This window comes from Candidatus Clostridium eludens (assembly GCF_045310515.1).
In the GTDB taxonomy this organism is placed as follows: domain Bacteria; phylum Bacillota; class Clostridia; order Clostridiales; family Clostridiaceae; genus Clostridium_B; species Clostridium_B eludens.
In genome coordinates this window covers 25071-32654 of sequence record NZ_JBJHZX010000042.1, presented here as the reverse complement: position 1 = coordinate 32654, position 7584 = coordinate 25071, and the positions used below count along the sequence as shown (strand labels likewise).

7 protein-coding genes and 1 pseudogene are annotated in these 7584 nt (G+C 33.0%); 2 read left to right on the top strand and 6 right to left on the bottom strand.

Features of this window, described 5'->3' with window-relative positions; all coding sequences use genetic code 11:
* From ACJDU8_RS20715 to vanR, 4 genes are all read right to left on the bottom strand, one after another.
* Nucleotides 1-444, bottom strand: a 444-nt coding sequence (locus ACJDU8_RS20715; protein ID WP_406794077.1) for a P-loop NTPase, incomplete at its 3' end; no start/stop codon positions are given.
* 233 nt (nucleotides 445-677) lie between these two features.
* A complete protein-coding gene (locus tag ACJDU8_RS20710) occupies nucleotides 678-1610 on the bottom strand; it encodes a D-alanyl-D-alanine carboxypeptidase family protein (RefSeq protein ID WP_406794076.1) in 933 nt (310 codons plus the stop codon).
* Between the two features lie 93 nt (nucleotides 1611-1703).
* A complete protein-coding gene (vanS, locus tag ACJDU8_RS20705; protein WP_406794075.1) occupies nucleotides 1704-2849 on the bottom strand; it encodes a vancomycin resistance histidine kinase VanS in 1146 nt (381 codons plus the stop codon).
* Nucleotides 2827-3525, bottom strand: coding sequence for a VanR-ABDEGLN family response regulator transcription factor (gene vanR / locus ACJDU8_RS20700; RefSeq protein WP_406794074.1), 699 nt, complete (start codon nucleotides 3523-3525; stop codon nucleotides 2827-2829). Before vanR ends, vanS (ACJDU8_RS20705) begins: the two co-directional genes overlap by 23 nt.
* A 298-nt stretch (nucleotides 3526-3823) precedes the next feature.
* Between vanR and ACJDU8_RS20695 the strand changes: the two are divergent.
* Nucleotides 3824-3973: pseudogene (locus ACJDU8_RS20695) on the top strand (VanZ family protein); the annotation flags it as partial.
* A 35-nt stretch (nucleotides 3974-4008) separates the two neighbouring features.
* On the opposite strand, the gene vanS (ACJDU8_RS20690) reads toward ACJDU8_RS20695, so the two are convergent.
* Nucleotides 4009-5178, bottom strand: coding sequence for a vancomycin resistance histidine kinase VanS (gene vanS / locus ACJDU8_RS20690; protein WP_406794073.1), 1170 nt, complete (start codon nucleotides 5176-5178; stop codon nucleotides 4009-4011).
* Nucleotides 5179-5315: 137 nt separating this feature from the next.
* On the bottom strand, nucleotides 5316-5534 hold the full coding sequence (locus tag ACJDU8_RS20685) for a 4Fe-4S binding protein (RefSeq protein ID WP_406794078.1): 219 nt from the start codon (nucleotides 5532-5534) through the stop codon (nucleotides 5316-5318).
* Between the two features lie 324 nt (nucleotides 5535-5858).
* On the opposite strand from ACJDU8_RS20685, the gene ACJDU8_RS20680 reads away from it, so the two are divergent.
* The gene (locus ACJDU8_RS20680; RefSeq protein ID WP_406794072.1) at nucleotides 5859-7223 is read left to right on the top strand and encodes an MATE family efflux transporter; all 1365 of its coding nucleotides are present in this window, start codon (nucleotides 5859-5861) and stop codon (nucleotides 7221-7223) included.
* The last annotated feature ends 361 nt before the right edge of the window (nucleotides 7224-7584 follow it).

Below are 7584 nucleotides of genomic sequence, written 5' to 3'. Positions count from 1 at the left end.
CATATCAATTACCAAATAATCAAGTTCCCCCCATATTACATCTGTCCAAAATTGTTTTACTGCTCCAGATATTATAGAGCCTCTCCATATAACCGGTTGGTTTTCATCTTCTAAAAGTAAGTTTAATGATATGGCTTTTATTCCATCTTGCGTATCCACAGGTAATATAAATTCTTCCGTGGTTTCAGCCTTTTTACCTTTTAATCCCATTAAGTTTGGAACACTTGGACCTGTTACATCTGCATCCAAAATTCCTACACTGTATCCTAGTTTTTTTAACTGTTTAGCTATAAGGACAGAAATTGATGATTTTCCTACTCCACCTTTGCCACTCATAACGCCAATAATTTTTTTCACCTTATTATAGGGATTGTTTTTAACCATACAACTTTCTTTATCTTTGCTGCACCCATCATTTGATGGACATGAATTACACTCTGCCATAAAATCATCTCCTATTATAATATTGGCATTTGCCAGTATTATAATAGCACTATTTATTGTTATTGTCAAATGCCAATAAATCATGTAAAAAAATAATAATATAAAAACAGCGTTAATATTCACATATATTAACACTGTTTTTTGTCCCTCTGCTTATCTAAAAAAGCAAAAGGCATAAATAATACAATATTAAGTATATTTTCAATTCCAAATCCATCTTTAAGAAGAATTTATTATTTTCCTATACTGTTGTATACAGCCAATGCATCGGTAATATTATACTGTTCCGAATGGTGATCCCCTTTCGCCCCAGCTGAAATCAGAATATATTCTTGTCTACCCACTTTGGCGAGACTCGCAAGACATAGACCAGCCTCATCGGTATATCCAGTTTTTCCTCCTAAAATTTCCCCATCAATAATATTTTGATTGTTGAGTTCTTCAAACATGGTGCTATAAAAGGTTATCCCGCCAGGGTGCTTATTCGTAGGTTGTGTGGAATGATGGGATGAAGTAAAGATCTCCCTGAAAGTATCATTTTGCAATGCATAGCTTAGAAGAATAGCCAGATCCTTGACTGTTGTGTAATGGTTTTCATCATGAAGCCCTGTCACATTTTCAAAATGAGTGTTATCCATACCAAGCTCTGCCGCCTTTTGATTCATCATCTTTACAAATCCCTGCTCCGAACCCCCAATTTGATCTGCAAGCCCAATACAAGACTCTGCACCGCTTGGAAGCAGTGCTCCATATAAAAGGTCAATAGCACTTACCTTCTCACCAAGCTGAAAACCTGTCATTGATGCATCTGCTTCGTACAGCCCCTGAAATGTAGAATTGGTAAGTCTTATTTCTTCCTTCAGATTAGGTAAATTTTCTATTGCAACAATGGCTGTCATAATTTTAGTCAAAGAAGCAGGATAGATTTTTTCTTCGCTATTTTTTTGCATTAGGATAGCATGATCTTTTAAACGGATCAGAATCACATTGGGGCTGTTCAGCTTATCGGGAGATATGGAGATAGTTGAATCCGGTTCTATCTTAAATATATGTTGGTTTTCTGAGGTAATGATAGATTTATAGACACTAGCGGCAATGATAGCCATCAATAGAAATGTTACAAATATGCGTATTCCTGAGTTTTTCTTTTCTACTTTTCGTACCATAATAAAACAGCTCCTTATTCTGTACTGATATTATTTAACCACAGAAAAAAGAGCTATGTTGGAATTCCATCTTATGAACTTCTTAAGATTTTCTTATGACGCAAACTTTATTGTAAATGTAGTATTCTCTGGGTTGCTTTCCACAGAGATTGTTCCATTGTGAGCCGTGACAATTTCTTGTGCGATTGCCAAACCCAGCCCTGCTCCACCGGTGCTTGTAGAACGTGCAGTATCTAATCGGTAAAATTTTTCAAAAATAGTCTCAAGCTTTTCCTGGGGGATTGGATTTCCTTGATTAGTAAAAGTTATAACAATATTTTTATTCTGCTGCTTAGCAGAAATGTCAATAATGCTGTTTTCATAACTATAGGCTATCGCATTTTTGAGAATGTTATTAAACACACGGGCCAGTTTGTCTGCATCTCCCCACAGAGTGAGTCCGTCAGGCACATTGACCGACACCTGATTTTCCTGTGGAGCCAGCATTGGATAGAATTCATCTGCCATCTGCTGAAGCATGAACAGTAAATTGATTTTTTCTTTATTCAAAACAATAGTTTGAAGATTAAATCTTGTGATCTCAAAAAACTCATTTATAAGCTGCTCTAATCGATAAGCTTTTTCCAAGGTAATACCGACATATTTTGCCTTCTGTTCAGAAGGCATATCATGAGCTTCATCCAGAAGACTTAAGTATCCTATAACGGAGGTCAGAGGTGTCTTTATATCATGAGCCAAGTAAACTACCAAATCATTTTTGCGCTGCTCGGCATCATGAGCAGCTTTCTTTTGTTTTTCTAAGTTGTTTTTTATCTGATTAATCTTATTTTCCATAAAATCCAATTCCGGTGATAATATAATTTCATCATCGGATTCCTCTGCAAGTTTATCCATTCCAGCACTTATTTCATCGAAATATTTAGTAAACCAAGAAACTGAAAATTTAAGCAAAATAACTAAGAGTATGAGAATCACAATAAGTGTGATAGCTTCTATATTATTAAGAAATAGAAGATGAACAATCATTACAGCCTCTCTGTCACGCAAATAATGCGTATTCTTTAAAAATTGTACAATACTATCTCCAACACTGAAGTTTTTTTGAATTACAAAACGCAGGAGGATAACAGTTGCAGCCGTTGCAAAAATAATAAGGAACATTTGAAAAAATACTTTCCTTTTTAATTTTGTATAGTCATTCCTTCTTTTATCTCCCTTACTTTTCAATTTTATAGCCAACCCCCCATACCGTTTTGATATATTTAGGATGTTCCGCGCTGTCGTACATTTTTTCTCTTAGATGTCGGATATGAACCATTACAGTATTATTACTGTTAGTGAAATACTTATCTCCCCATACCTCATGAAACAATTCTTCTGAACTTACCACCCGTCCGCGATTGGAGCAAAGGACCCAAAGAATTGAAAACTCTGTAGGAGTGAGAGATAGCTTTTTTTCATTCAGCGTACATTCATGGGTATCCATGTCCAATACCAAGCCGGAAAAGGCAATCAAGTGTTCTTCCTGGTTTGGCTTCGCAGAATTATATTTGGTAAATCTCCGGAGCTGCGCCTTGACACGGGCAACAAGCTCCAAAGGTCGAAACGGTTTTGTTATGTAATCATCTGCACCTAGTGTCAATCCGGTAATTTTATCAATTTCTTCTTCTTTAGCAGTCAGCATGATAACAGGGAAATTATGATTCTCCCTAATTTTCTGGCAGAGGGTAAAGCCATCAACATCCGGCAGCATGACATCAAGTATCGCAAGCTCTAATTGTTCCGACTCAACACACCGGAACGCATCTTGACCGTTATAAAATTTGTATATTGTAAAACCTTCATTTTTTAAATAAACTTCAATTAGGTCCGCTATGGACTGCTCATCGTCTACAACCAAAATATTGATACTCATAAGTTCTATCCCTTCTTCCTGATTAAACACTCATTATTATTATAGTACTGCAAAACAAAAATTTATATTATAATAATTTTCTTATGAAAACCTTAAGGTTTTATTAATATAGACTTTAATCTATTTCCCATACTAATATAAAGGACTGTCATATGAAATGCAATACTTTCATAGACAGCCCAAGTACATTTTTACAATTTATAACTTGAAAAAGATGTGAAAATCAGCCGGCTTCGAACCCGTTGTATAATGGTTTTCATTCTGAAGCCCGGTGGCATTTTCAAAATTTAAGATTTTAATGTTTATTATATTGTGGATTGCATGGTTCATTAGTACTTTGCCATTCTTGATTCCATACCATATACTACTGACCTCTCAAATCAAAAAGACTGGCTATAAACTGTCAATTGAACATATCGTAATCGTATATATCTTTGTGTACTATCTTATTTAATTGATTTACAAAAGAACAAGCTATCTGACTTAAGCAGATAACTTGTTCTTTTCTTGCTTTTGTGGAAGCACGACAGTAAAAACTGTCTTTTCTGTATTACTTTGCACGAAAATATTGCCTCCATGCGCGTTTACGATTTCTTTGGCAATAGCCAGTCCAAGCCCGGCACCGCCTGTATTGGTAGAACGGGATGTGTCCAGCCGAAAAAATTTCTCAAATATCGTTTCCAGTTTTTCTCGTGGGATAGGATTACCTTGATTCGTAAAAGTTATAACAATATTTTTGTCCTGCTGTTTAGCAGAAATGTCAATAATGCTGTTTTCATAACTATAGGCTATCGCATTTTTTAGAATGTTATTGAATACACGGGCCAGTTTGTCTGCATCTCCCCACAGAGTGAGCCCGTCAGGCACATTGACGGACACCTGCTTTTCCTGTGGAGTCAGCATTGGATAGAATTCATCTGCCATCTGCTGGAGCATGAACGGTAAATTGATTTTTTCTTTATTCAAAACAATAGTTTGAAGATTAAATCTTGTGATCTCAAAAAACTCATCTATAAGCTGCTCTAATCGATAAGCTTTTTCCAAAGTAATACCGACATATTTTGCCTTCTGTTCAGGAGGCATATCCGGAGCTTCATCCAGAAGACTTAAGTATCCTATAACAGAGGTCAGAGGTGTCTTTATATCATGAGCCAGGTAAACCACCAAATCATTTTTGCGCTGCTCGGCATCAAGAGCAGCTTTTTTTTGCTTTTCCAAGTTGTTTTTTAACTGATTAAGCTTATTTTCCATAAAATCCAATTCCGGTGATAATGTAATTTCATCATCGGATTCCTCAGCAAGTCTATCCATTCCATCACTGACTTCATCAAAATATTTTGTGGACCAAGAAACAGAAAATCGAAAAAGGATAACTAATAAAAATATTAGGATTACAACAAAAAGGATCATTTCCATATTGTTGCGAATCACCAACTGATAGATTTCCTGTGCGTCCGAATTTTTAAAATGAAAAGCGTTGACTAAATATCGAACGATACGATCTCCGATCTGTCCACGCAGGATATGGCGCAATAGATAAACAGTCACAGCGGCGGCAACTGTAATCAGAAGCATTTGAAAAAATACTTTCCTTTTTAATTTCGAATAATCATTCCTTCGTTTATTTCTCTTACTTTTCAATTTTATAGCCACCCCCCCATACCTCATGAAACAATTCTTCCGAACTTACCACCTCTTAAGTTCTATACCTTCTTCCTGATTAAACACTCATTATTATTATAGTACTGCAAAACAAAAATTTATATCATCATAATTTTCTTATGAAAACCTTAAGGTTTTATTAATATAGGCTTTAATCTATTTCCCATACTAATCTGACATATGATTTTGCATTTATGTACACAAGCGCCGCAATTTGTACATTTATTTTTGTCTACTTCACATTTATAAAAACTTACTTTATTAAGTAACGAGTAAAATGCTCCTAATGGACATATATATCTGCAAAATGATCTGTATATAAATATTGATACTATAATAATAGCAATTGATATTAATATTTTCCATAGAAATAAGTATCCTATAAATTAAAAGCGCTGGACAACTATACTGAGAGCTATAAAAATTATAATTTATATAAAACCTATATTTTATAAAGTGAATACTACAATAAGCATGTCATTAAAATATCTAGTAATTATTTAGCTCCTTATAAAATTTATAGCTAAGAATAACATTTACCGTAGAATATTAATACTAATATGAAGTGACATAACCCTTATGTAAATAATTATTGAAATCGTATTTTATTAAGCATACAATATAATTATGGTTACTTTTGAAATTATTAACTTTTTTTTAGAGGTGATAATATGAATGAACTAGAAAATCTTATTTTAGAAGGTAATATTAGAATATTACTTTTTAAGTATTCTCTCCCTGCTATAAGTGTATTTTTAGCCAATGTATTGTATAATCTCATAGATGCAATTTTCGTAGGAAATCAAGCTAATGGTGACTTAGGAATTGCAGCTTTATCTATAGTTTTTCCAGTCCAACAAATAATACTGGCTCTTGCTCAAGCAATCGGAATCGGAATTGCTTCTATAACTTCTAGAAGCCTTGGGGAACGAAATAGAGTAAGGGCAGAAACGGCTATTGGTACTGCACTAACATCATCTATTTTATTAGGAAGTTTAATAATGATTATAGGAATAAGTTTTATTAACCCTATATTACATATTTTTGGTTCACCTGAAACTATAATGCCTTATGCCGTAATATTTTTTAAGATTACCCTATATTGCAGTATTTTTTATGTTTTTAGTATTGTTTGTAATAGTATTATTCAATCAGAAGGACATGCTAACATTGCAATGATAAGTATGATAATAGGACCAATAATTAATATTCCACTAGACTATGTGTTTGTTACAAAACTTAAATATGGGATAAAAGGAGCTGCTATTGCTACAGACATTTCCCAAATAATATGCTTTATATTTTTATTTATATACATAGGATTAAATAAAAAGACCTTAGGAATAAAAGCTAAAAATTTGACAATTAATATAAAGTTATTGAAAGAAGCACTCTCCTTAGGGTTATCAACCTTTATGACTCAACTTGCCTATGGAATCTATGGAATAGTATTAAATAATTCATTGCGGATTTATGGAGGTTCTGACCTTTATTTTTCAGGAATCGGTATATTTAATCGTGTATTTGCGTTTATTACCATTCCTATGTACGGAATTAGACAGGCCCTACAACCAATTATCGGATTTAATTATGGTGCTAAAAAATTTGACAGAGTAAAACAAAGTTTAAAACTTGGCATTTTAACATCAGTTGCTATTTCATTAACATTTTTAGTTATAATTATCAGTTTTACAAATAAAATTGTAAGTGTTTTTACACCTGATACCGCTCTAATACTGCTAACAGTTCATATTTTAAGAATAATATTATTGATGAGTCCTTTAGTAGGGGTTCAAGTAATTGGCGCAAGTTTTTTTCAATATATCGGTAAACCTAAGCCAGCATTATTTTTATCAGTGCTGAAACAATTTCTATTTTTAATTCCCTTAATGCTATTACTTCCAATATTTTTTAAAGTTTCTGGCATTTTTGCATCTGTTCCTATATCTGACCTTCTTACTGCCGTAATAACGTTAACTTTTATACATGGTGAAATAAAAAAAATAAATAAGTTAAAAATATTAGTTCAACATTGAATTTTACAGAATTAAAAAGCAATCAACATGAATATATTCGTAAATCAGTAGGTAATTCTATTAGAAACATTATAAAACCTATCTAAACTTAGTAAAATAGGAGTTAGATAGATGGAAATTATCATAAAAACTAATTAATCAAGTCTGCAAATTGGCATCTAAATTAGTTAACATTTGTTAATACCAATCTTAGAAAACTCTATAGTAAATTAGCCAAATAAAAGGCTATGAATATGACTTTAATTTGTATTCTTAATAAATTATTACAGAACCGGACTTGTGGATTTCCCACATCCAGTTCTTCATTAATACTCAATAATTTGTTATACTTCTATAAAACTTATGTTTTATTTTGAGTTTA